Here is a 22,243-nt window from a genome sequence, read left to right on the forward strand (position 1 = left end):
CAGGTTTCTTATGCAAAATTCAGCGCCATTGTTAAGCGTGGTGGTTGCCGTTTATAACGGCGAAGCTTTTCTGGATCAGTTCTTTACCTGCCTTGTGAATCAACGCATCGACAGCATGGAAGTCATTATTGTCAATGATGGCTCAACTGACCGCTCGATGCAGATCGTCGAAAGCTGGCGTGAAAAACTGCCGCAGATGCAGGTGATTGAACAGCAAAACCAGGGCGTTTCCATTGCGCGAAATACCGGCCTGGCCGTTGCAACCGGTCAGTATCTCTCTTTCCCGGATATTGATGACGTATTCAAACCAGGCATGTACCAGCGTCTGCTGGATATGGCCGTCACGCAGGATCTGGATGTCGCCACCTGCAACGGCAACTACGTCTGGGAAAATGATAAGAAACCGTCTCGACCTATCTTCCCCGAGGATAAACTCGCCTCAACGGGCGTTATGACGGGCCCGGCATGGTTAAAGATGGCGCTGGATTCACGTAAGTTCCTGCACGTGACCTGGCTTAATATCTATCGCCACGATTTTATTCGTAAACACAGTTTCCATTTCGAACCCGGCCTGCGCCATCAGGATATCCCGTGGACTACCGAGGTGCTGCTTGCCGCAGAGCGCGTTCAGTACACCAGTGAACGCTTTTATGACTACTACATTCACTCTGCCTCGGTATCGCATACGCCGGATAATGACGACACGCTGATCCGCTCCGCGCGCCACTACATGAAAATCCTGCAGATGCTTGATGCCATTAACCAGCGTTACCCGGATAAAGTGAAAAATATCCCCGCCTGCCACTGGCAAATCGCCAAAGAGGGGCTGGGGATCATTCATACCTTCGACAACATGAAGGATGAGACAAAGAAAACAATGATTATCAAAGAGTTCTTCGACACCGGGATCTGGAAGCTTATCTGGAAAAGTGCCAAAAGCCCGCGTTTGCGCTGGCGCCTGGGCCGACGCTACTTCCGTTTAAAACGGTATCTGGCATAAGAGATAGCTTTACCTGGCTTAAATGCTTAGAATTTGCCCGCCGAAACTAAAAAGACGGATAATCGCTTGGAATTGTTGTATACCGCCCTGCTCTATATCATTCAGCCACTGGTGTGGCTGAGACTGTTGCTTCGTAGCCGTAAAGCGCCTGCGTATCGTAAACGCTGGGCTGAACGCTATGGCTTTTGCCGCAATAAAGTCGCCCCGGACGGTATTTTGCTGCATTCCGTTTCTGTCGGTGAAACGCTGGCGGCGATCCCGCTGGTTCGCGCTCTGCGCCACCGCTACCCGTCTCTGCCGATTACCGTCACCACCATGACGCCAACCGGCTCAGAGCGCGCGTTATCCGCGTTTGGCAAAGACGTTCATCACGTCTACCTCCCTTACGATCTGCCCTGCGCTATGAATCGTTTCCTGAATACCGTTCGCCCGAAGCTGGTGATCGTGATGGAAACCGAGCTGTGGCCGAACATGATTTCCGCTCTGCATGCCCGTAAAATTCCGCTGGTGATTGCCAACGCGCGCCTTTCAGAGCGCTCGGCGAAAGGCTACGGCAAGCTGGGCAAATTTATGCGCCGCCTGCTGAGCAAAATCACGCTGATTGCCGCGCAGAACGAAGAAGACGCGGCGCGCTTTATCTCCCTGGGCCTGAAGCGCAACCAGCTTGCCGTGACCGGCAGCCTGAAATTCGATATTTCCGTTACCCCTGAACTGGCCGCCCGCGCCATCACGCTGCGCCGCCAGTGGGCTCCGCGTCGCCAGGTCTGGATAGCGACCAGTACTCATGAGGGCGAAGAGGCGATTATCCTGCAGGCACACCGTAAGCTGCTGGAAACCTTCCCGGACCTACTGCTGATTCTGGTGCCTCGTCACCCCGAACGTTTTAAAGATGCCCGCGAAATGGTGCAGAAAGGCGGCTTCAGCTTCACCCTGCGCAGCAGCGGAGAGATCCCTTCCGGCAGTACCCAGGTGGTGATTGGCGATACGATGGGCGAACTGATGCTGCTCTACGGCATTGCTGACCTCGCCTTTGTTGGCGGCAGCCTGGTGGAGCGCGGAGGCCATAACCCGCTGGAGCCGGCAGCCCACGCCATTCCTGTGTTGATGGGTCCACACACGTTTAACTTCAAAGATATCTGCGCTAAATTGCAGCAGGCCGATGGTTTAATTACCGTGACCGATGCGGACTCGGTCGTCAAAGAAGTATCGACCCTTCTGACGGATGAAGATTACCGCCTGTGGTACGGTCGCCACGCCGTCGAAGTGCTGCACCAGAACCAGGGCGCACTCACCCGTCTGCTGCAGCTTCTGCAACCTTATCTGCCTCAGCGGAGCCACTAATGTCTACGCGTCTGTCGGTCGTCATGATCGCCAAAAACGCCGCCGACCTGCTTCCGGACTGCCTGGCCTCCGTCGCCTGGGCTGACGAAATTGTTATCCTCGACTCCGGAAGCACGGACAACACGGTGGACATCGCCCGGGCTGCGGGCGCAAAAGTCTTTACCGATACCGACTGGCAGGGCTTCGGCATTCAGCGCCAGCGCGCGCAGGGTCACGCCACGGGCGATTATGTGCTGATGATCGACACCGACGAGCGCGTCACCCCGGAACTCCAGCAGGCCATTCAGGCGGTGCTTTCCTCACCCCAGCCTGGCGCCGTATACAGCATCGCGCGTCGTAACTACTTCCTTGGCCGCTTCATGCGCCACAGCGGCTGGTATCCGGATCGCGTAATGCGCCTCTACGAGCGCGGGCGCTTTCAGTACAACGACAATCTTGTCCATGAGTCACTGGCCTGCGACGGCGCCCAGGTCATCCCCCTGACGGGTGATTTGCTGCATCTGACCTGCCGTGATTTCGCCAGCTTCCAGCAAAAGCAGCTCAACTATGCCACCGCATGGGCGCAGGAACGCCACCAGCGCGGCAAGAAGGCCTCGCTGACAGGAATCTTCACCCACACGCTGGGCGCGTTTCTGAAAACGCTGCTGCTGCGCGGCGGCGTGCTGGATGGTAAGCAGGGCTGGTTACTGGCGGTAGTGAATGCCCAGTATACTTTCAACAAATACACCGAGCTGTGGGCGCTCTGCCGCGGCTACTCAGAGAAAACGTGAGCCATGAGCACAAAAGCGATTTATCCGGGTACCTTCGATCCGATCACTAACGGTCATCTTGACATCATTACCCGTGCAGCGTGCATGTTCGACAAGGTGATCCTGGCGATTGCCGCCAGCCCCAGCAAAAAGCCGATGTTTGATCTTAACGAGCGCGTGCAACTTGCCACCGACGCCATTTCGCACCTGCCGAATGTTGAAGTTGTCGGGTTCAGCGATCTGATGGCGAACTTTGCCCGCGCCCAGCAGGCCAATATTCTGATTCGTGGCCTACGCGCGGTGGCAGACTTCGAGTATGAGATGCAGCTGGCGCACATGAACCGCCACCTGATGCCAGAGCTGGAAAGCGTATTCCTGATGCCGTCAAAAGAGTGGTCGTTTATCTCGTCCACGCTGGTGAAAGAGGTGGCGCGCCATCACGGGGACGTTACCCATTTCCTGCCGGATAACGTCCACCAGGCGCTGATGGAAAAGTTAAAGTAGTTCTATTTCTGGCACTGGCGGCAGTAGAACGTGGCGCGCTGGGCGTGCTTCGTGGCAATAATCGGCGTCCCGCATGCCCTGCATGGCTCGCCCTTACGGCCATACACCTGCAGCTCCTGGGCAAAATAGCCTGGTTTACCGTCGCTTTGCAGAAAATCCTTCAGGGTGGTCCCGCCTTGCTCAATCGAGCGCAGCAGCACTGCTTTAATGACCCGAACCAGCAGCTCACACTCCTGCGCGGACAGCGACGAGGCCAGCCGATCGGGATGGATCCCGGCCGCGAACAGCGATTCACTGGCGTAAATATTCCCCACGCCGACCACCAGCTTATTATCCATCAGCCAGGGCTTGATCGGGGTCTTTTTCTTCGCGCACTTCTCTTTCAGGTAGTCCGCATTAAACGCGTCTGAAAGCGGCTCAGGGCCCAGATGCGCCAGCACGTTGTGTCCTTCCAGCTCCTTCGTCCACAGCCACGCGCCAAAGCGCCGCGGATCGGTGTAGCGGAGCACTTTGCCGTTGCTCATTACCAGGTCAACGTGATCGTGTTTTTTCGCAGGCAATTCTTCGGTCAAGATGCGCAGGCTCCCGGACATCCCAAGATGGATAATGATCCAGCCGTCAGGCAGCTCCAGCAGCAGGTATTTCGCGCGGCGCTGCACGCTAAGGACGGGTTTGTCGCTTAACGCGTGGATCTCATCGGACACCGGCCAGCGCAGTCGTCCATTGCGAACGACGGCATGAAGAATAGTCGCGCCGACCAGATGGGGCTCAATGCCGCGACGGCTGGTCTCTACCTCAGGTAATTCAGGCATGGTTCCTCCGTTGAGATGCAGAATGCAAAAAACCCCGCAGTTGCGGGGTTTTTCAATACAAGGAGGCTAAAATTATTTGATTTTAGCTTCTTTGTACAGTACGTGCTGGCGTACAACTGGATCGAATTTTTTCAGTTCCAGTTTTTCCGGCTTAGTACGTTTGTTCTTCGTGGTGGTGTAGAAGTGACCTGTACCAGCAGAAGAAACCAGCTTGATTTTCTCGCGAATACCTTTAGCCATGATTTATTTCCTCTTTAAGTACTTAGTACTTTTCGCCACGGGCACGCAGTTCAGACAGAACTGTATCGATGCCTTTCTTATCGATTACACGCATACCTTTAGCAGATACACGCAGGGTGACAAAACGCTTCTCGCTCTCAACCCAGAAACGGTGAGAGTGCAGGTTCGGCAGGAAACGGCGTTTAGTCGCGTTCAGTGCGTGGGAACGGTTGTTACCGGTCACCGGACGCTTGCCAGTAACTTGGCAGACTCGGGACATGTCTATTCTCCAAAAATCAAATTAGCTCGAGCTTCGTATGGGGTATCGGCGCCTCGTCAGGCTTTACAGCCCGGTCATCGCGTAGTTCTAAGTGAACTCTCGATTGCCAGGCCCAAATGCCAAACCCGAGATTCTCAAAGGTGGCGTAGTATACGCTGACTCGGCGGTGTGCTCAAGTCCCGAACAGACAAAGATCCCGATGGATCGCGAGAAATAGCCTAAATCCAGCCATGTTCTGCAAAAGAAATGTACTCTCCGCGGCCAATTATCAGATGGTCCAGAACACGAATGTCCATGAATTGACAGCATTTGATAATGCGTTCGGTGATTTCTTTGTCAGCTCTGCTCGGTTCTGCACAGCCAGAGGGGTGATTATGCGCGAGGATCACCCCCGCTGCATTCACTTTTATCGCTTCACGCACAATTTCACGCGGATGTACCTCAACGTGGCTCAGTGTACCCGAAAACAGGCGGCTGTGCTTCAGTACCCGGTTCCTGTTGTCGAGAAAGATCACCATAAAGATCTCCCGCTCCAGACCGGATAGCTGGCTTTGCAAAAATTCGCGGGTCATGTCAGGGGTAAGGATCGGATCTTGCTCCTCCATCTGTACGTTATAAAATCGCCGGGCAAGTTCAGCAATACCCCGTAACTGGGCATACTTCGCGACGCCAATGCCTTCTACGTGCGTAAACGCCTCCAGTTCGGCTGTCAGCAAACCATGTAGTGAACCAAAATGGTCTATCAGATTTTTCGCCAGCGTAAATACCGTTTTTCCCTTCGTACCTGTACGTAAAAAGAGCGCCAGCAGCTCCTCGTCTTTTAATAACGCGACGCCATGACGCAGCATTTTTTCGCGCGGTAGCAGCAGTTCAGTCTCTTCCATGCCCGGCCTCCTTCTGTTTGCCATTATGCTGCCACAGGCAAATCCGGGGCTCGACGCTGAGGTTTCGTTCTTGCGTAGCGCCTCGCAAAGTGCATAAAGGACTTCATCACCCCCCTATTTGGGATTGTGGTAAAATGCCCGCTCTCTGGTGAAACCCAACAGGAAAGAATCATGATGAGCCTGGCCGGTAAAAAAATCGTTCTTGGCGTGAGCGGCGGCATTGCTGCCTATAAAGCGCCGGAGCTGGTGCGTCGTCTGCGCGAGCGCGGGGCGGACGTGCGGGTCGCGATAACCGAAGGCGGTAAAGCCTTTATCACCCCTCTGAGCCTGCAGGCGGTTTCAGGATACCCGGTATCTGACAGCCTGCTCGATCCGGCCGCCGAAGCCGCGATGGGGCATATTGAGCTTGGGAAATGGGCCGATCTGGTGATTCTTGCCCCTGCCACGGCAGATTTAATTGCCCGCGTGGCGGCCGGTATGGCGAACGATCTGGTTTCGACCATTTGCCTCGCGACGCCTGCGCCCGTCGCCGTTGTGCCCGCCATGAACCAGCAGATGTACCGCAATGCCGCCACCCAGCATAATCTGGAGACGCTGGCTTCGCGCGGCCTGCTTGTCTGGGGCCCGGACAGCGGCAGCCAGGCCTGCGGCGACGTTGGCCCGGGGCGTATGCTCGACCCGTTGACGATTGTGGATATGGCCGCCGCCCATTTTTCACCTGTCAACGACCTGCAACATCTCAACATCATGATTACCGCGGGCCCGACGCGCGAGCCGCTGGACCCGGTGCGTTACATCACCAACCACAGCTCCGGCAAAATGGGCTTTGCAATTGCTGCCGCAGCGGCAAAACGCGGTGCTAACGTCACGCTGGTCAGCGGCCCGGTCTCGTTACCTACGCCACCTTTTGTACAGCGTATTAATGTTACCACCGCGCTGGAGATGGAAGCCGCCGTGCAGGCTCATGCGCAACGCCAGCAGATTTTTATCGGCTGTGCGGCCGTGGCAGACTATCGCGCCGAGACCATCGCCGAGTCTAAAATCAAAAAGCAAGGCGATGAATTAACACTGAAAATGGTGAAAAACCCGGACATTGTTGCCGGTGTCGCCGCATTAAAAAGCCATCGTCCTTACGTTGTTGGATTTGCCGCAGAAACGAATAATGTGGAAGAATATGCCCGGCAAAAACGTACCCGCAAAAACCTCGATTTAATTTGCGCGAACGACGTATCGCTGGCCACGCAAGGATTTAATAGCGACAGCAACGCACTGCACCTTTTCTGGCAGGATGGAGATAAAATCTTACCGCTTGAGCGCAAGGAACTCCTGGGCCAACAATTACTGGACGAGATCGTTACCCGTTATGATGAAAAAAATCGACGTTAAGATTCTGGACCCGCGTGTTGGCGAGCAATTCCCGCTGCCAACCTATGCCACCTCCGGCTCTGCCGGACTTGACCTGCGCGCCTGTCTCGATGACGCCGTAGAACTGGCTCCCGGTGCCACTACCCTGATCCCGACTGGCCTGGCGATCCACATTGCAGACCCGTCTCTGGCGGCAGTGATCCTGCCGCGCTCGGGTCTGGGCCATAAGCACGGCGTAGTGCTGGGTAACCTGGTCGGCCTGATCGACTCCGACTACCAGGGTCAGCTGATGGTGTCCGTCTGGAACCGTGGTCAGGACAGCTTCACCATTGAACCGGGCGAGCGTATCGCGCAGATGGTTTTTGTACCGGTGGTACAGGCAGAATTTAACCTGGTGGCAGATTTTGATGCCACCGACCGTGGCGAAGGCGGCTTCGGCCATTCCGGGCGCAAATAACCGCCCGACACACGTATCTCGCAGCGCCATAACGCAATAACAAACCGCAAACGTCAGTTTGCGGTCGCTGTGTGGATGCCAGCCTGGCAAGTGCTTATTTTCAGGGGTATTTTATAACATGGCAGAAAAACAAACCGCGAAAAGGAATCGTCGCGAAGAAATACTTCAATCTCTGGCTCTGATGCTTGAATCCAGCGATGGCAGTCAACGCATCACCACCGCCAAACTGGCCGCCTCTGTGGGCGTGTCTGAGGCGGCGCTGTATCGTCATTTCCCCAGCAAAACAAAAATGTTCGACAGCCTGATCGAGTTTATTGAAGACAGTCTGATCACGCGCATTAACCTGATTCTGAAAGATGAAAAAGATACCACCGCGCGTCTTCGTCTGATTGTGCTGTTAATTCTGGGCTTTGGGGAGCGCAATCCGGGTTTAACCCGTATCCTGACCGGCCACGCGCTAATGTTTGAGCAGGACAGGCTGCAGGGCCGCATCAATCAGCTTTTTGAGCGTATTGAAGCGCAGCTGCGCCAGGTGCTGCGCGAGAAGAAAATGCGTGAAGGCGAAGGATACAATACGGATGAGACATTGCTGGCAAGCCAGATTCTGGCGTTTTGTGAAGGCATGCTCTCCCGCTTTGTGCGCAGCGAATTCAAATACCGACCAACGGACGATTTTGACGCCCGCTGGCCGTTAGTGGCAGCGCAGCTGCAGTAGCACCGCAGGCCCGGTAAGCGTAGCGCCGCCGGGCATTTTAATTACACGCCAAACTCTTCGCGATACGCCCGCACCGCCGCCAGGTGATCCGCCATCTCTGGCTTCTCTTCCAGATACGCAATCAGGTCTTTCAGGGTGATGATAGAGGTCACTTTGCAGCTGTAATCACGCTCTACTTCCTGGATAGCAGAGATATCGCCGCGACCACGCTCCTGACGATCAAGAGAAATCAGCACGCCAGCCAGCGTCGCACCGTTGGCCTGGATAATCTCCATAGATTCACGGATCGCGGTGCCTGCGGTAATCACGTCGTCGACCAGCATCACGCGGCCCTGCAGCGCGCTGCCCACAAGATTACCGCCTTCACCGTGGGTTTTGGCCTCTTTGCGGTTAAAGCAGTACGGCACATCACGGTCATGGTGCTCCGCCAGCGCCACCGCCGTGGTGGTTGCAATCGGAATGCCCTTGTACGCAGGGCCAAACAGCAGGTCGAAATCAATCCCGGAATCCACCAGCGCTTCGGCATAGAAGCGGCCTAACAGTGCCAGATCGCGCCCGGTATTAAACAGCCCGGCGTTGAAGAAATACGGGCTCTTACGCCCGGACTTCAGCGTAAATTCGCCAAACTTAAGTACCTGTTTATTAATCGCAAACTCAATAAACTGGCGCTGATACGATTTCATGGATTCGCTCCTTTGGTTTTTTCTGTCTTACAGGCAAAAAAAAGGCGACTCATTGGTCGCCTTTAAAATCAATTTTCTAACGCCGCTTTTTGCGTCGTTACAATGGATTCGATTCCCCCTCGGGCCAACGCCAGCAGGGAGAGAAGTTCTTCATGGGTGAACGGCTCACCTTCCGCCGTCCCCTGCACCTCAATGATGCGACCATCTTCGGTCATCACCACGTTCATGTCGGTCTCGGCGGCAGAATCTTCAACATATTCCAGATCGCAAAGCGCTTCACCGTTAACGATCCCCACGGAAACCGCCGCGACCATCCCTTTCATAGGGTTGGTTTTCAGCTTACCGGCTGCAACCAGCTTGTTCAGGGCATCGGCCAGCGCCACACAGGCACCGGTAATGGACGCGGTACGCGTGCCGCCATCTGCCTGAATCACGTCGCAGTCCAGGGTAATAGTGAATTCACCGAGGATTTTCAGATCAACGGCGGCGCGCAGCGCACGTGCGATCAGGCGCTGGATTTCCATGGTACGTCCACCCTGCTTACCCTTTGCCGCTTCACGGGCGTTACGGGTATGGGTCGCGCGTGGCAGCATGCCGTACTCGGCGGTGATCCAGCCCTGGCCCTGACCTTTCAGAAAGCGCGGAACGCCTTCTTCGATGGACGCGGTGCAAAGCACTTTGGTGTCACCAAACTCAACCAGCACGGAGCCTTCAGCGTGTTTTGTATAGTTACGGGTCAGGGTGACGGGACGCACCTGATTGGCGCTACGACCTGATGGACGCATGATGGATTCTCCGGCTTGAAACGAATGTGGCTGCGCATTATACGGATAAAGGACGCTTATTCCTATCCTGAGAAGCCCCCGAAAGCTATAATCCCCCCATCTCTCCTTTAAAAACGGGAATGTCTATGATCCGCAGTATGACCGCCTACGCCCGGCGTGAAATCAAGGGTAGCTGGGGTAGCGCTACCTGGGAAATGCGTTCGGTAAACCAGCGCTATCTGGAAACATATTTCCGTATGCCGGAACAGTTCCGCAGCCTTGAACCTGTGGTGCGCGAGCGTATCCGTACGCGTCTGACCCGCGGGAAAGTGGAATGCAACCTGCGCTTTGAGCCCGATGCCAGCGCACAGGGCGAGCTGATCCTCAACGAAAAACTGGCGAAACAGCTCGTGAATGCGGCGAACTGGGTCAAAATGCAGAGCGATGAAGGCGAAATCAACCCCGTTGATATTCTGCGCTGGCCTGGCGTCATGGCCGCCGGCGAGCAGGATCTGGACGCGATTGCCGCAGAAATTCTGGCAGCCCTCGACGGCACGCTGGATGACTTTATCGTTGCCCGCGAAACCGAAGGCCAGGCACTGAAAGCGATGATTGAGCAGCGCCTTGAAGGCGTCAGCGCTGAAGTAGCCAAAGTCCGCACCCACATGCCGGAAGTGCTGCAATGGCAACGCGAGCGTCTGGTCGCCAAGCTGGAAGAAGCGGAAGTTCAGCTGGAAAACACCCGTCTGGAACAAGAGCTGGTGCTGATGGCGCAGCGTATCGATGTTGCCGAAGAGCTGGATCGTCTGGAAGCGCACGTGAAAGAGACCTATAACATCCTGAAGAAGAAGGAAGCTGTAGGCCGCCGCCTGGACTTTATGATGCAGGAGTTCAACCGCGAGTCGAACACTTTGGCGTCTAAGTCTATCAACGCTGAAGTGACCAACTCAGCGATTGAACTCAAGGTTCTGATTGAGCAGATGCGCGAGCAGATCCAGAATATTGAGTAATCGCTTTTTGGATGGCGTCGGCTGACGCCATCCATTATTATTTCTAATCCGAATTCCCGCCTTTTTTTCAAATTCAGCAGCCGAGAATCAAAGATATTCAACATGTATTGATTAAATTTTATAGGTGAAACCCAATCGCCTTAGAAAATCTCAATCGTGATCTTGCGCACAAATCGCTAACCTTTCCGCGTTCACACCGGAGGGTATATGCTGCTTCACATTCTTTATCTTATTGGTATCACCGCCGAAGCCATGACTGGCGCTCTCGCCGCCGGGCGTCGCCGGATGGACACCTTCGGTGTGATCATTATTGCCACTGCAACCGCGCTGGGCGGCGGTTCCGTGCGCGATATCCTGCTTGGCCATTACCCGCTCGGCTGGGTGAAACATCCTGAGTATGTGATTATCGTCGCAACGGCTGCCGTATTAACCACCATCGTGGCACCCGTTATGCCCCATCTGCGCCGCCTGTTCCTGGTGCTTGATGCACTGGGGCTGATCGTCTTTTCTATCATCGGCGCGCAAATCGCGCTCGATATGGGGGAAGGTCCGGTTATCGCTACCATTGCCGCCGTGGTCACGGGCGTTTTCGGCGGCGTGCTGCGCGATATGTTCTGCAAACGCATTCCTCTGGTCTTCCAAAAAGAGCTTTATGCCGGCATCTCCTTCGCCGCAGCGGTGCTCTACATTGCCCTGCAGTATTACGTTTCAAACCACGACGTGGTGGTCATCTCCACGCTGCTGTTTGGCTTTACGGCCCGCATGCTGGCGCTGCGTCTGAAGCTCGGATTGCCCGTGTTTCACTATAAGCACAGCGCCCACTGATCTCAGAACCCATTGATGTGCTGCTGAGCAAGCCATCTGATCAACACATCGATCTCTGGCGCGTGCAGCCAGGCAACGATTTGCCGCGCCTTCTCCGCTCCCGTACCCGGCAAGGCCTGCCAGGCCTTTTCACTGCGTTCGCTCATCTTCTGCCACGACACATCTTCCAACGCCTTCAGCGAGGCCTGTGGCAGCGGAACACCCAGCGCCATAATCCAGCGGATAAAAGGCTGCTCATGCACCTGATTAAAGCGATGCCAGAGCGCCAGCCCGCGTGCGGCAGAGAATCCCGGCGTCGACTGCAGCTGCTCCTGCGTTAATAGCAGCCACGAAAAGAGATGTTCAAAATGATGCGCCTGCCAGAGTGTGCGCCAGCCTGACTCACCTAATCCTTCAATGTTGAATACCTGCTTTGAACTGAGCCACGTCAGCCGGGCAAAGAACTGTTCCATACACTCCGGCGAGGCATAAAAGCAACTCAGGGAGTGATAACGCGAGGCCGGAGGCTCAGGTTTTTGTCTGTCCGCCCCTCGCCAGACCACCTTATCAAACCGGGGGATACCCTGCCCTGCCAGGCTGACCTGGATCTGATCGCCCGGGGCAATATCCAGCCTCTGCCAGCGCCCAACCGAACCGAGACTCACTCGCTGCACCCGTTTATCGTCCAACTGCACAGACTCAAGTGCCGCCACGACAGAAATTTTGCCCGTGCGCCCCACGGAAAAAAGAATATTCCTGACCTCTGCGACCTGTGCCGCAGGCGAATATTTCCACGCGATAATCCAGTTGCCTTCGCCGGGCAGCCAACTTTCCCCTGTAGGTGACTCCGCAGATCGAACCACTATGCCATCCGTGGCAAAGGGCAATGCCGTGTTTTGCCAGGCCAAACGCTGTTTTTCAACAGCATCAACCGCTTGTACGGGCAACGTATAGCGCGCCGTCAGGGAAAAGCCTGCGCTGGACAGCTCAGAAAGCCTGTTTTCCATTCCCTTCGGTCCATCCGGCCAGGCCCAGATAAATATTCCTGTCTGGCTCAGAAGCGCGTTGTCCTTTTGTCGCATCATCGCGCCCGCCACTTTTGCGCGAGCATTCATTCCGCCCATCTGCCGCTGGACGTGGTTTTCGCGTAGCCAGAAAAGCTCCCCCTGTAAGACGCTGTTTGCAAGCGCGCCGGATACCTCCTTGGGCACGGACGGGATCAAACGCACGCGGGCCGTCCAGTCCTCGCCTTTTAGCCCATTACCACGGCTGATGGCCCGCGCTAGCTTTCCGTTGCGATACACCAGCGTCACCGCCACGCCATCGACTTTTGGCTGCATCCAGAGATTTTTCCGGCCGTGCATCCAGTGACCCAGCGCTTCTTTGCTGGCTGCTTTACGTACCCCCGTATGGGCAACAGGATGTTTTACGTTTCCCTCCAGCGCAGGAAGGGCGCTATCAGCAAAATCGTTGCCGAAACAGCGCTGCCACTGGGTTAAACGGCCGTTGAGCTGGTCATACACTTCGTCACTGACCTCGCTCACCCCCAGCTTCCAGTAAGCCTCATCCCAGCGTTTGATTTGTGCACTTAATGATGCAATCTCTTTTTCGGCTTTTGCCTGTGACCACACCGGGCACACCGCCGCCCCATAACCACACCACAACAGCATTAACCCGCTTATCCATCGCCACATCGCTATCCCTCCTTTGCAATGCAGGAGGTATAACCTGACGTGAGAAACGACGCTAATAGCAACCTTTCACGTTGCGAGGCGCTATCCAGCGTTAATTTTTATTGCTGCAAACCGCAGGTAAAACCTGAAAACGGTACGCAAAATTCAATAATCCAGGGGAAAAAGTGTGACAAAGGCTACGTCACACAGCGGCGACGTGTATAATAAGCCCGTATGTAGGACTTCTTCGTTAACACATACAAAAGACTCTCATGGCTCAAGGCACGCTTTATATTGTTTCTGCCCCTAGCGGCGCGGGTAAATCCAGCCTTATTCAGGCACTGTTAAAAACCCAACCGTTGTACGACACACAGGTTTCTGTTTCTCACACCACGCGAGCGCCGCGTCCGGGTGAAGTGCACGGTGAACACTATTTCTTTGTGGATCACGACGAGTTCAGAGCGATGATCGGCAGAGATGCGTTTCTTGAACACGCAGAAGTGTTCGGTAACTACTACGGCACCTCGCGTGAAACCATTGAGCAGGTTCTGGCGACGGGCGTGAATGTGTTCCTCGACATCGACTGGCAGGGCGCACAGCAAATTCGCAAGAAAATGCCTGACTCGCGCAGTATCTTTATTTTACCGCCGTCGAAGGATGAGCTGGATCGCCGCCTGCGTGGCCGCGGTCAGGACAGTGAAGAAGTCATCGCAAAGCGTATGGAACAGGCAGTTGCAGAAATGAGCCATTACGCGGAATATGATTACCTTATTGTGAATGATGATTTTGATGCCGCGCTGAGCGATCTCAAAACCATTCTTCGCGCAGAACGACTGCGTATGAGCCGCCAGAAGCAGCGACATGACGCATTAATCACCAAACTGTTGGCAGACTGAACCCACTTTCAGTATCATGCCCAGTCATTTCTTCACCTGTGGAGCATTTTAAGTATGGCACGCGTAACTGTTCAGGACGCTGTAGAGAAAATTGGTAACCGTTTTGACCTGGTGCTGGTCGCCGCGCGTCGCGCTCGTCAGATGCAGGTGGGCGGTAAAGATCCGCTGGTACCGGAAGAAAACGATAAAACCACCGTTATTGCACTTCGCGAAATCGAAGAAGGTCTGATCAACAATCAGATCCTCGACGTGCGTGAGCGCCAGGAGCAGCAAGAGCAGGAAGCCGCAGAACTGCAGGCCGTAACCGCCATTGCTGAAGGTCGTCGTTAATTAAACCTGCGGGTCGCCCTTGTATCTGTTTGAAAGCCTGAATCAACTGATTCAAACCTACCTGCCTGAAGACCAGATTAAGCGTCTTCAGCAGGCGTATCTCGTTGCACGTGACGCTCACGAGGGCCAGACACGTTCAAGCGGTGAACCCTACATCACGCACCCGGTTGCGGTAGCCTGTATTCTGGCCGAGATGAAACTCGACTACGAAACGCTGATGGCTGCCCTGCTGCACGACGTGATCGAAGATACCCCTGCCACCTACCAGGATATGGAACAGCTGTTTGGCAAAAGCGTTGCCGAGCTGGTGGAAGGGGTCTCTAAGCTTGATAAGCTGAAATTCCGCGACAAGAAAGAGGCGCAAGCCGAAAACTTCCGCAAGATGATTATGGCGATGGTGCAGGATATCCGCGTCATTCTCATCAAACTCGCTGACCGTACCCACAACATGCGCACGCTGGGCTCACTTCGCCCGGACAAACGCCGCCGCATTGCCCGTGAAACCCTTGAAATTTACAGTCCGCTGGCGCACCGTTTAGGTATCCACCACATCAAAACCGAGCTGGAAGAGCTGGGCTTTGAAGCGTTGTACCCGAACCGCTATCGCGTGATTAAAGAGGTGGTGAAAGCCGCACGCGGTAACCGTAAAGAGATGATTCAAAAGATCCTCTCTGAAATTGAAGGGCGTTTGCAGGAAGCGGGAATCCCGTGCCGCGTCAGCGGTCGCGAAAAACATCTTTACTCCATCTACTGCAAAATGGTGCTCAAAGAGCAGCGTTTTCACTCGATCATGGATATCTACGCGTTCCGCGTAATCGTCCACGACTCTGACACCTGCTACCGCGTGCTGGGGCAGATGCACAGCCTCTATAAACCGCGCCCGGGGCGCATGAAAGATTACATCGCCATTCCGAAAGCGAACGGCTATCAATCTTTGCATACCTCGATGATCGGTCCGCACGGCGTGCCTGTTGAAGTGCAGATCCGCACCGAAGACATGGACCAGATGGCAGAGATGGGTGTAGCCGCACACTGGGCTTACAAAGAGCACGGTGGCGAAAGCAGCACCACCGCGCAAATCCGCGCCCAGCGCTGGATGCAGAGCCTGCTGGAGCTTCAGCAGAGTGCGGGTAGCTCGTTCGAATTTATCGAGAGCGTTAAATCCGATCTCTTCCCGGACGAGATTTACGTTTTCACCCCAGAAGGCCGCATTGTCGAACTGCCTGCGGGCGCAACACCGGTCGACTTCGCCTACGCCGTGCATACCGATATCGGGCACGCCTGCGTGGGCGCGCGCGTCGACAGACAGCCTTACCCGCTGTCTCAGCCGCTCTCCAGCGGACAGACGGTCGAAATTATTACCGCGCCGGGTGCACGTCCGAACGCGGCCTGGCTGAACTTTGTCGTGAGTTCCAAAGCGCGCGCCAAAATTCGTCAGCTGTTGAAAAACCTCAAGCGCGATGACTCCGTCAGCCTGGGGCGTCGCCTGCTCAACCACGCGTTGGGCGGCAGCCGCAAGCTGGCTGAGATCCCACCGGAGCATATTCAGCGTGAACTCGACCGTATGAAGCTCACGTCTCTGGACGATCTGCTGGCGGAAATTGGTCTGGGTAACGCGATGAGCGTCGTGGTGGCGAAAAACCTGCAGCAGGGCGAAGCGACGCCATCTGCTCCAGGCGCATCCGGCCATGCTCATCTGCCGATCAAAGGCGCGGACGGGGTGCTGATCACCTTCGCAAAATGTTGCCGTCCAATCCCTGGCGACCCGATTATTGCGCACGTCAGTCCGGGCAAAGGGCTGGTTATCCACCATGAATCCTGTCGTAACATTCGCGGCTACCAGAAAGAAGCCGAGAAGTTTATGGCGGTCGAGTGGGATAAAGAGACGGCGCAGGAATTTATCACCGAAATTAAGGTAGATATGTTTAACCACCAGGGTGCCCTGGCGAACCTGACGGCAGCCATCAACACGGCCTCGTCCAACATTCAGAGCCTGAATACGGAAGAAAAAGACGGCCGCGTCTATAGCGCCTTTATTCGTCTGACCGCTCGCGACCGCGTGCATCTGGCGAACATTATGCGCAAGATCCGCGTCATGCCGGACGTGATTAAAGTCACCCGAAACCGAAACTAGGTTTATGAATTCACAACGTTATGCCCGTATCTGCGAAATGCTTGCCAGACGCCAGCCTGACCTGACGGTCTGCATGGAGCAGGTGCATAAACCTCATAACGTCTCTGCCATCGTCCGTACCGCAGATGCCGTCGGCGTGCATGAAGTGCACGCCGTCTGGCCGGGTCACCGGATGCGAACCATGGTCTCTGCTGCGGCAGGCAGTAACAGCTGGGTATCCGTCAAATCTCACCAGACGATTGGCGATGCCGTATCGCATCTGAAAGGACGCGGGATGCAGATCCTGGCGACAAACCTGTCCGATAAGGCCGTGGATTTCCGCGAAATCGACTATACCCGCCCGACCTGCATTTTGATGGGTCAGGAGAAAACCGGGATCTCCCAGGAAGCGCTGGATCTGGCGGATCGGGACATCATCATTCCGATGATCGGCATGGTCCAGTCCCTTAACGTCTCCGTGGCGTCCGCGCTCATTCTGTATGAAGCGCAGCGCCAGCGTCAGAACGCCGGGATGTACGAGCGCAGCAACAGCATGCTGCCGGAAGAAGAACAGCAGCGCCTGCTGTTTGAAGGTGGCTATCCGGTGCTGGCACGCGTTGCGAAGCAGAAAAAATTGCCTTACCCCCACGTCAACGCGCAGGGCGAAATTGAAGCCGATGCCGAGTGGTGGGCCACTATGCAGTACGCCGGGTAACCGATGAAAGGCCGCCTGCTGGATGCTATCCCGCTCAACAGCCTGACGGGCGTGGGCGCGGCGCAAAGCAATAAGCTGGCAAAAATTGGCCTGCACACCGTGCAGGATCTCCTGCTTCACCTCCCCCTGCGTTACGAAGACCGCACTCAGCTCTACAAGATTGGCGATCTGCTTCCCGCCATTTACGCCACCGTTGAAGGCGAAGTCCTGAACTGCAATATCACTTTCGGCGGACGCCGGATGATGACCTGTCAGATCAGCGACGGCACCGGCATCCTCACCATGCGTTTCTTCAACTTCAGCGCGGCGATGAAGAACAGCCTGGCGATCGGCCGTAGGGTGCTGGCCTATGGCGAAGCTAAACGCGGGAAATACGGCGCAGAGATGATCCACCCGGAGTACCGCGTACAGGGCGATCTCAGCACGCCGGAACTGCAGGAGACGCTCACCCCGGTTTACCCGACGACCGAAGGCGTTAAGCAGGCGACGCTGCGTAAGCTCACCGATCAGGCCCTGGAACTGCTGGATACCTGCGCCATTACCGAACTGCTGCCGCCAGAACTGGCTCAGGGGATGATGAGCCTGCCCGAGGCGCTGCGCACCCTGCACCGCCCGCCGCCAACGCTGCAGCTCAGCGATTTAGAAAGCGGTAAACACCCCGCCCAACGGCGTCTTATCCTTGAGGAATTACTGGCGCATAACCTGAGCATGCTGGCGCTGCGTGCCGGCGCGCAGCGTTTCCACGCTCAGCCGTTAAGCCCGAATGATGTGCTCAAAGATAAGCTGCTGGCCTCGCTGCCCTTTAAGCCCACTGGCGCGCAGGCGCGCGTCACCGCCGAGATTGAGCGCGATATGGCGCTCGACGTGCCGATGATGCGCCTGGTGCAGGGCGACGTAGGTTCAGGTAAAACGCTGGTTGCCGCCCTGGCCGCGTTACGCGCCATCGCCCACGGCAAACAGGTCGCCCTGATGGCACCGACAGAGCTGCTGGCCGAGCAGCACGCCAATAATTTCCGCGCCTGGTTCGCACCGCTCGGGATTGAGGTGGGCTGGCTCGCCGGAAAGCAAAAAGGCAAAGCGCGTCTTGCGCAGCAGGAAGCCATCGCCAGCGGCCAGGTGCAGATGATTGTCGGCACACACGCTATCTTTCAGGAGCAGGTGCAGTTTAACGGCCTCGCGCTGGTGATTATCGACGAGCAGCACCGCTTCGGCGTGCATCAGCGTCTGGCGCTGTGGGAAAAAGGGCTGCAGCAGGGCTTCCACCCGCATCAGCTGATCATGACCGCCACGCCGATCCCGCGTACCCTGGCGATGACCGCCTACGCCGATCTGGATACCTCTACCATCGACGAACTGCCGCCGGGCCGAACGCCGGTGACGACGGTCGCCATACCGGATACGCGCCGCAGCGACATCATTGACCGGGTGCGCAATGCCTGCACCCATGAAGGGCGTCAGGCCTACTGGGTCTGTACCCTGATTGAAGAGTCTGAACTGCTGGAAGCCCAGGCCGCCGAAGCGACGTGGGAAGAGCTCAAGCTGGCACTGCCCGAGCTGAACGTTGGCCTGGTTCACGGCCGCATGAAGCCTGCCGAGAAGCAGGCGGTGATGCAATCCTTCAAACAGGGGGAACTGCATTTGCTGGTCGCGACGACGGTCATCGAAGTGGGCGTTGACGTACCCAACTCCAGTTTGATGATCATCGAAAACCCGGAACGTCTGGGGCTTGCCCAGCTCCACCAGCTGCGCGGGCGCGTTGGCCGCGGCGCGGTAGCGTCTCACTGCGTGCTGCTTTACAAAGCACCGCTTTCAAAAACCGCCCAGATGCGACTGCAGGTGCTGCGCGACAGCAACGACGGCTTTGTGATTGCGCAAAAAGACCTGGAGATACGCGGCCCGGGCGAACTACTGGGCACGCGCCAGACGGGAAATGCTGAATTCAAAGTGGCGGATTTACTGCGCGATCAGGCCATGATCCCCGAAGTTCAGCGCCTTGCGCGCCATATTCATGAACGCTACCCCGAACAGGCGGCAGCGTTAATTGAGCGCTGGATGCCGGAAACCGAACGGTATTCCAACGCCTGATCTCAGGCAAATATCGGCAGCATCAGGTACAGCTTGATCACCAGCGCGTTGACGATATCAATGAAGAATGCGCCGACCATCGGGACCACCAGAAACGCCATATGCGATGGCCCGAACCGTTCGGTGATCGCCTGCATGTTGGCGATAGCCGTTGGGGTAGCCCCCAGACCAAACCCGCAGTGACCGGCCGCCAGCACCGCCGCATCATAGTTTTTCCCCATCATGCGCCAGGTCACGAACATGGCATAAAGCGCCATAAACAGCGCCTGCACCGCCAGAATCGCCACCATCGGCAGCGCCAGCGAGGCCAGCTCCCACAGCTTCAGGCTCATCAGCGCCATCGCCAGGAACAGCGACAGGCAGACGTTGCCGAGCACCGATACCGCCCGTTCAAACACGCGGTAGAAGCCCATCAGCGCCAGACCGTTGCTCAGGATCACCCCGATAAACAGCACGCAGACAAACGTCGGCAGTTCAAACGCGGTACCCGCCAGCCATTGCGCAACCACTTTGCCCACGGTCAGGCAGATGGCAATCATCGCGATGGTTTCAATCATCACCAGCGAGGTGATGCTGCGTCCAACGTCCGGCTTTTCGAACGCGGTCGGCACCATTTCATCGTCTGGCCTGCCGTTCGGCGTGGTGGAGTGCTTCACCAGATAACGCGCTACCGGGCCGCCAATCAGGCCACCCAGTACCAGGCCAAAGGTCGCGCAGGCCATCGCCACTTCCGTCGCGTTTTCAAAACCGTAGCGTTCGATGAACAGCTTGCTCCACGCCGCGCCGGTGCCGTGACCGCCCGAAAGGGTAATCGACCCCGCCAGCAGCCCCATCAGCGGATCCAGCCCCAGCAGCGTTGCCATACCGATGCCAATCGCATTTTGCATCAGCAGCAGCCCCACCACCACAATCAGAAACACGCCGAGCACCTTACCGCCCGAGCGCAGGCTCGCCAGGTTGGCGTTCAGGCCGATGGTGGCAAAGAAAGCCAGCATCAGCGGGTCTTTCAGGGACATATCAAAATCAATTTCCCAGCCCATGCTTTTTTTCAGTATCAGCAAGGCCAGCGCCACCAGCAGACCGCCGGCGACAGGTTCAGGAATAGTGTATTTTTTCAGAAAGGAAACGCTGTGGACCAGCTTGCGACCAAGCAGAAGAACCAGCGTTGCGGCAACAAGGGTCGACAACGTATCGAGATGAATCATAAAAGGCTCCTGTTATGCGCGTATTCCATACACACGCGGCGTTATCCTGGGCCGGTTTGCGCTCGTCATGAGCCCCCGGCGCAAAAAGTGTAATTTTTTTTTCCGATAGGTTGTAAAAAACCTGCTCACAGCGGCAGATTTTCTTCCTTTTTTTTGCTGGCAATCGTTTGCTTTTACCAGGTGGTCAGATAAAATGCCCGCTTTTCCACCGTGGGATTGCCGCCGATGTCCGTTAACACCATAGAATCGCCAGATGCGCAACCGATTGCGCAGAAGCAAAATAGCGAACTGATTTACCGCCTTGAAGACCGACCGCCGCTGCCGCAGACGCTTTTTGCCGCCTGCCAGCATCTTCTGGCGATGTTTGTTGCGGTGATCACCCCGGCGCTGCTGATTTGCCAGGCACTCGGTTTACCGGCGCAGGACACGCAGCACATTATCAGTATGTCTCTGTTCGCCTCCGGCGTGGCCTCCATTATTCAAATTAAAGCCTGGGGCCCGGTGGGGTCTGGGCTACTGTCGATTCAGGGCACCAGCTTTAACTTCGTGGCGCCGCTGATCATGGGCGGTACGGCGCTGAAAACCGGCGGTGCGGATGTTCCGACCATGATGGCGGCGCTGTTCGGCACCCTGATGCTGGCAAGCTGCACGGAGATGGTCATCTCCCGCGTGCTGCACCTGGCTCGCCGTGTGATCACCCCGCTGGTTTCCGGCGTGGTGGTGATGATTATCGGCCTGTCGCTGATTCAGGTGGGCCTCACCTCCATCGGTGGCGGCTACGCGGCAATGAGCGACCACACCTTCGGCGCGCCGAAAAACCTGCTGCTGGCGGGCGTGGTGCTGGCGATCATTATTTTGCTTAACCGTCAGCGTAACCCTTACCTGCGCGTGGCCTCGCTGGTGATCGCCATGGCGGCGGGCTATCTGCTGGCGTGGGCGCTGGGGATGCTGCCGGAGAACACCGCGCCGACCAACAGCGCGCTGATCACCGTCCCAACGCCGCTTTATTACGGCCTGGGCATAGACTGGGGTCTGCTCCTGCCGCTGATGCTGGTCTTTATGATTACTTCTCTGGAGACCATCGGTGATATCACCGCCACCTCCGATGTCTCCGAGCAGCCGGTGTCCGGCCCGCTGTACATGAAGCGTCTGAAAGGCGGCGTACTGGCGAACGGCCTGAACTCGTTTGTCTCTGCGGTATTTAACACCTTCCCGAACTCCTGCTTCGGCCAGAACAACGGTGTGATCCAGTTGACCGGCGTGGCCAGCCGCTACGTTGGTTTCGTGGTGGCGCTGATGCTGATCGTCCTCGGCCTGTTCCCGGCGGTGAGCGGCTTTGTGCAGCACATTCCTGAGCCGGTGCTGGGCGGCGCAACGCTGGTGATGTTTGGGACTATCGCGGCCTCCGGCGTGCGTATCGTCTCCCGCGAGCCGCTGAACCGTCGCGCGATCATGATTATCGCGCTGTCGCTGGCCGTTGGTCTTGGTGTCTCCCAGCAGCCGCTGATCCTGCAGTTTGCGCCTGACTGGGTTAAAAACCTGCTCTCTTCCGGCATTGCCGCGGGCGGTATCACCGCTATCGTACTGAACCTCGTTTTCCCGCCTGAGAAGAACTGATCTCCCTCACGGCAGGCAGTCA

Annotated in this window: 23 protein-coding genes; 15 read left to right on the plus strand and 8 right to left on the minus strand. The window is 56.4% G+C overall.

The window, feature by feature from the left end:
* The first annotated feature begins 10 nt into the window (after positions 1–10).
* The 4 genes from IM294_RS14205 (at position 11) to coaD (ending at position 3,594) form a co-directional block, all read left to right on the plus strand.
* Positions 11–1,000 carry a glycosyltransferase gene (locus IM294_RS14205; protein ID WP_028015021.1) on the plus strand — a complete coding sequence of 330 codons (990 nt, stop codon included), beginning with the start codon at positions 11–13 and terminating at the stop codon, positions 998–1,000.
* Between the two features lie 66 nt (positions 1,001–1,066).
* Entirely contained in the window at positions 1,067–2,341 is a 1,275-nt protein-coding gene (waaA, locus tag IM294_RS14210; RefSeq protein ID WP_028015020.1) for a lipid IV(A) 3-deoxy-D-manno-octulosonic acid transferase, read from the plus strand.
* Positions 2,341–3,111, plus strand: a complete 771-nt coding sequence (locus IM294_RS14215) for a glycosyltransferase family 2 protein (protein ID WP_126818392.1) — start codon at positions 2,341–2,343, stop codon at positions 3,109–3,111. The genes waaA and IM294_RS14215 overlap by 1 nt, the downstream gene beginning before the upstream one ends.
* Positions 3,112–3,114: 3 nt before the next feature.
* The gene (gene coaD / locus IM294_RS14220; protein ID WP_025758454.1) at positions 3,115–3,594 is read left to right on the plus strand and encodes a pantetheine-phosphate adenylyltransferase; all 480 of its coding nucleotides are present in this window, start codon (positions 3,115–3,117) and stop codon (positions 3,592–3,594) included.
* A 2-nt stretch (positions 3,595–3,596) separates the two neighbouring features.
* Here coaD and mutM read toward each other — a convergent pair whose 3' ends face one another.
* From mutM to radC, 4 genes are all read right to left on the minus strand, one after another.
* Positions 3,597–4,406: a bifunctional DNA-formamidopyrimidine glycosylase/DNA-(apurinic or apyrimidinic site) lyase gene (mutM, locus tag IM294_RS14225; protein WP_126818391.1), complete on the minus strand. Its 810-nt coding sequence runs from the start codon at positions 4,404–4,406 to the stop codon at positions 3,597–3,599.
* Positions 4,407–4,478: 72 nt separating this feature from the next.
* Positions 4,479–4,646, minus strand: a complete 168-nt coding sequence (rpmG, locus tag IM294_RS14230; RefSeq protein ID WP_003024094.1) for a 50S ribosomal protein L33 — start codon at positions 4,644–4,646, stop codon at positions 4,479–4,481.
* Between the two features lie 22 nt (positions 4,647–4,668).
* Entirely contained in the window at positions 4,669–4,905 is a 237-nt protein-coding gene (gene rpmB, locus IM294_RS14235) for a 50S ribosomal protein L28 (RefSeq protein ID WP_002436699.1), read from the minus strand.
* A gap of 218 nt (positions 4,906–5,123) precedes the next feature.
* On the minus strand, positions 5,124–5,789 hold the full coding sequence (gene radC / locus IM294_RS14240) for a DNA repair protein RadC (protein WP_028015017.1): 666 nt from the start codon (positions 5,787–5,789) through the stop codon (positions 5,124–5,126).
* 174 nt (positions 5,790–5,963) lie between these two features.
* Between radC and coaBC the strand changes: the two genes are divergently transcribed.
* From coaBC to slmA, 3 genes are all read left to right on the plus strand, one after another.
* Positions 5,964–7,175: a bifunctional phosphopantothenoylcysteine decarboxylase/phosphopantothenate--cysteine ligase CoaBC gene (gene coaBC / locus IM294_RS14245; protein ID WP_028015016.1), complete on the plus strand. Its 1,212-nt coding sequence runs from the start codon at positions 5,964–5,966 to the stop codon at positions 7,173–7,175.
* Positions 7,153–7,611 carry a dUTP diphosphatase gene (gene dut, locus IM294_RS14250; protein WP_015570042.1) on the plus strand — a complete coding sequence of 153 codons (459 nt, stop codon included), beginning with the start codon at positions 7,153–7,155 and terminating at the stop codon, positions 7,609–7,611. The genes coaBC and dut overlap by 23 nt, the downstream gene beginning before the upstream one ends.
* 118 nt (positions 7,612–7,729) lie before the next feature.
* Positions 7,730–8,326 (plus strand): nucleoid occlusion factor SlmA, encoded by a 597-nt coding sequence (gene slmA, locus IM294_RS14255; protein ID WP_028015015.1) that lies wholly within the window; start codon positions 7,730–7,732, stop codon positions 8,324–8,326.
* Positions 8,327–8,367: 41 nt separating this feature from the next.
* Here slmA and pyrE read toward each other — a convergent pair whose 3' ends face one another.
* Positions 8,368–9,009: an orotate phosphoribosyltransferase gene (pyrE, locus tag IM294_RS14260; RefSeq protein ID WP_041911672.1), complete on the minus strand. Its 642-nt coding sequence runs from the start codon at positions 9,007–9,009 to the stop codon at positions 8,368–8,370.
* Between the two features lie 68 nt (positions 9,010–9,077).
* Entirely contained in the window at positions 9,078–9,794 is a 717-nt protein-coding gene (gene rph / locus IM294_RS14265) for a ribonuclease PH (protein ID WP_010426431.1), read from the minus strand.
* A 125-nt stretch (positions 9,795–9,919) separates the two neighbouring features.
* On the opposite strand from rph, the gene IM294_RS14270 reads away from it, so the two are divergent.
* Positions 9,920–10,783 (plus strand): YicC/YloC family endoribonuclease, encoded by an 864-nt coding sequence (locus IM294_RS14270; RefSeq protein WP_008502687.1) that lies wholly within the window; start codon positions 9,920–9,922, stop codon positions 10,781–10,783.
* A gap of 207 nt (positions 10,784–10,990) precedes the next feature.
* Positions 10,991–11,608 (plus strand): trimeric intracellular cation channel family protein, encoded by a 618-nt coding sequence (locus IM294_RS14275; RefSeq protein WP_126818390.1) that lies wholly within the window; start codon positions 10,991–10,993, stop codon positions 11,606–11,608.
* Between the two features lie 2 nt (positions 11,609–11,610).
* Here IM294_RS14275 and ligB read toward each other — a convergent pair whose 3' ends face one another.
* Entirely contained in the window at positions 11,611–13,281 is a 1,671-nt protein-coding gene (gene ligB / locus IM294_RS14280; RefSeq protein WP_126818389.1) for an NAD-dependent DNA ligase LigB, read from the minus strand.
* A gap of 251 nt (positions 13,282–13,532) precedes the next feature.
* On the opposite strand from ligB, the gene gmk reads away from it, so the two are divergent.
* From gmk to recG, 5 genes are read left to right on the plus strand one after another with little or no spacing between them, the layout of a single operon-like run.
* Complete coding sequence (gene gmk / locus IM294_RS14285) at positions 13,533–14,156, plus strand: guanylate kinase (RefSeq protein WP_010426438.1); 624 nt, start codon at positions 13,533–13,535, stop codon at positions 14,154–14,156.
* A 54-nt stretch (positions 14,157–14,210) separates the two neighbouring features.
* Positions 14,211–14,486, plus strand: a complete 276-nt coding sequence (gene rpoZ, locus IM294_RS14290; RefSeq protein ID WP_000135058.1) for a DNA-directed RNA polymerase subunit omega — start codon at positions 14,211–14,213, stop codon at positions 14,484–14,486.
* A gap of 19 nt (positions 14,487–14,505) precedes the next feature.
* The gene (spoT, locus tag IM294_RS14295; protein WP_028015011.1) at positions 14,506–16,620 is read left to right on the plus strand and encodes a bifunctional GTP diphosphokinase/guanosine-3',5'-bis pyrophosphate 3'-pyrophosphohydrolase; all 2,115 of its coding nucleotides are present in this window, start codon (positions 14,506–14,508) and stop codon (positions 16,618–16,620) included.
* Positions 16,621–16,624: 4 nt separating this feature from the next.
* Positions 16,625–17,314, plus strand: a complete 690-nt coding sequence (gene trmH, locus IM294_RS14300; RefSeq protein WP_028015010.1) for a tRNA (guanosine(18)-2'-O)-methyltransferase TrmH — start codon at positions 16,625–16,627, stop codon at positions 17,312–17,314.
* 3 nt (positions 17,315–17,317) lie between these two features.
* Positions 17,318–19,399 (plus strand): ATP-dependent DNA helicase RecG, encoded by a 2,082-nt coding sequence (gene recG, locus IM294_RS14305; protein ID WP_126818388.1) that lies wholly within the window; start codon positions 17,318–17,320, stop codon positions 19,397–19,399.
* A gap of 2 nt (positions 19,400–19,401) precedes the next feature.
* On the opposite strand, the gene gltS is transcribed toward recG, so the two are convergent.
* Complete coding sequence (gene gltS, locus IM294_RS14310) at positions 19,402–20,604, minus strand: sodium/glutamate symporter (RefSeq protein ID WP_047366905.1); 1,203 nt, start codon at positions 20,602–20,604, stop codon at positions 19,402–19,404.
* Between the two features lie 225 nt (positions 20,605–20,829).
* On the opposite strand from gltS, the gene xanP reads away from it, so the two are divergent.
* Complete coding sequence (xanP, locus tag IM294_RS14315) at positions 20,830–22,221, plus strand: xanthine/proton symporter XanP (protein ID WP_014881972.1); 1,392 nt, start codon at positions 20,830–20,832, stop codon at positions 22,219–22,221.
* Positions 22,222–22,243 lie beyond the last annotated feature (22 nt).

It is taken from the genome of Enterobacter cloacae complex sp. P43RS, from assembly GCF_014930585.1.
Taxonomy (GTDB): domain Bacteria; phylum Pseudomonadota; class Gammaproteobacteria; order Enterobacterales; family Enterobacteriaceae; genus Enterobacter; species Enterobacter bugandensis.

Coding starts and splice junctions, on each gene's coding strand:
- IM294_RS14275 (WP_126818390.1), top strand. CDS start 10,991: ATGCTGCTTCACATTCTTTATCTTATTGGTATCACCGCCGAAGCCATG.
- xanP (WP_014881972.1), top strand. CDS start 20,830: ATGTCCGTTAACACCATAGAATCGCCAGATGCGCAACCGATTGCGCAG.
- gltS (WP_047366905.1), bottom strand. CDS start 20,604: ATGATTCATCTCGATACGTTGTCGACCCTTGTTGCCGCAACGCTGGTT.
- rpmG (WP_003024094.1), bottom strand. CDS start 4,646: ATGGCTAAAGGTATTCGCGAGAAAATCAAGCTGGTTTCTTCTGCTGGT.
- coaBC (WP_028015016.1), top strand. CDS start 5,964: ATGAGCCTGGCCGGTAAAAAAATCGTTCTTGGCGTGAGCGGCGGCATT.
- rpmB (WP_002436699.1), bottom strand. CDS start 4,905: ATGTCCCGAGTCTGCCAAGTTACTGGCAAGCGTCCGGTGACCGGTAAC.
- dut (WP_015570042.1), top strand. CDS start 7,153: ATGATGAAAAAAATCGACGTTAAGATTCTGGACCCGCGTGTTGGCGAG.
- trmH (WP_028015010.1), top strand. CDS start 16,625: ATGAATTCACAACGTTATGCCCGTATCTGCGAAATGCTTGCCAGACGC.
- recG (WP_126818388.1), top strand. CDS start 17,318: ATGAAAGGCCGCCTGCTGGATGCTATCCCGCTCAACAGCCTGACGGGC.
- gmk (WP_010426438.1), top strand. CDS start 13,533: ATGGCTCAAGGCACGCTTTATATTGTTTCTGCCCCTAGCGGCGCGGGT.
- IM294_RS14270 (WP_008502687.1), top strand. CDS start 9,920: ATGATCCGCAGTATGACCGCCTACGCCCGGCGTGAAATCAAGGGTAGC.
- ligB (WP_126818389.1), bottom strand. CDS start 13,281: ATGTGGCGATGGATAAGCGGGTTAATGCTGTTGTGGTGTGGTTATGGG.
- rph (WP_010426431.1), bottom strand. CDS start 9,794: ATGCGTCCATCAGGTCGTAGCGCCAATCAGGTGCGTCCCGTCACCCTG.
- IM294_RS14215 (WP_126818392.1), top strand. CDS start 2,341: ATGTCTACGCGTCTGTCGGTCGTCATGATCGCCAAAAACGCCGCCGAC.
- rpoZ (WP_000135058.1), top strand. CDS start 14,211: ATGGCACGCGTAACTGTTCAGGACGCTGTAGAGAAAATTGGTAACCGT.
- mutM (WP_126818391.1), bottom strand. CDS start 4,406: ATGCCTGAATTACCTGAGGTAGAGACCAGCCGTCGCGGCATTGAGCCC.
- radC (WP_028015017.1), bottom strand. CDS start 5,789: ATGGAAGAGACTGAACTGCTGCTACCGCGCGAAAAAATGCTGCGTCAT.
- IM294_RS14205 (WP_028015021.1), top strand. CDS start 11: ATGCAAAATTCAGCGCCATTGTTAAGCGTGGTGGTTGCCGTTTATAAC.
- coaD (WP_025758454.1), top strand. CDS start 3,115: ATGAGCACAAAAGCGATTTATCCGGGTACCTTCGATCCGATCACTAAC.
- slmA (WP_028015015.1), top strand. CDS start 7,730: ATGGCAGAAAAACAAACCGCGAAAAGGAATCGTCGCGAAGAAATACTT.
- pyrE (WP_041911672.1), bottom strand. CDS start 9,009: ATGAAATCGTATCAGCGCCAGTTTATTGAGTTTGCGATTAATAAACAG.